At 55.9% G+C, this 236-nt stretch carries 1 protein-coding gene; it reads right to left on the bottom strand.

Annotated elements, in window-relative coordinates:
• A partial coding sequence (locus tag RTW80_RS30805; RefSeq protein ID WP_312722057.1) for a carbohydrate porin occupies positions 1-236 on the bottom strand: 236 nt, incomplete at both ends.

Below are 236 nucleotides of genomic sequence, written 5' to 3'. Positions count from 1 at the left end.
ATGCTGAGGATGTAGTTCTGAACGTTGTTGTCGATCTCCTCTTCGCTGCCGAAGTTACGGCCATAAAGGGAGAAGTTACTGCGCAGCGTATCGTTCCACTTCACGTCGTAGACGCCGCCGCCGGTCCCGGCGAGAAACACCACGTCGGAATCCAGCCAGTGAATGTCGAAGTTGTCGCGATCAAAACGCTTACCCGCCCAGAAGGTACTGCCCTTCAGCGCACCGGTAAAGTCAGG

Origin of the sequence: Escherichia sp. AM3, from assembly GCF_032029835.1 — a bacterium.
GTDB lineage: Bacteria > Pseudomonadota > Gammaproteobacteria > Enterobacterales > Enterobacteriaceae > Escherichia > Escherichia coli.
Note: the sequence above shows the minus strand (reverse complement) of the source record. Positions and strands in the feature narration are given on the sequence as shown.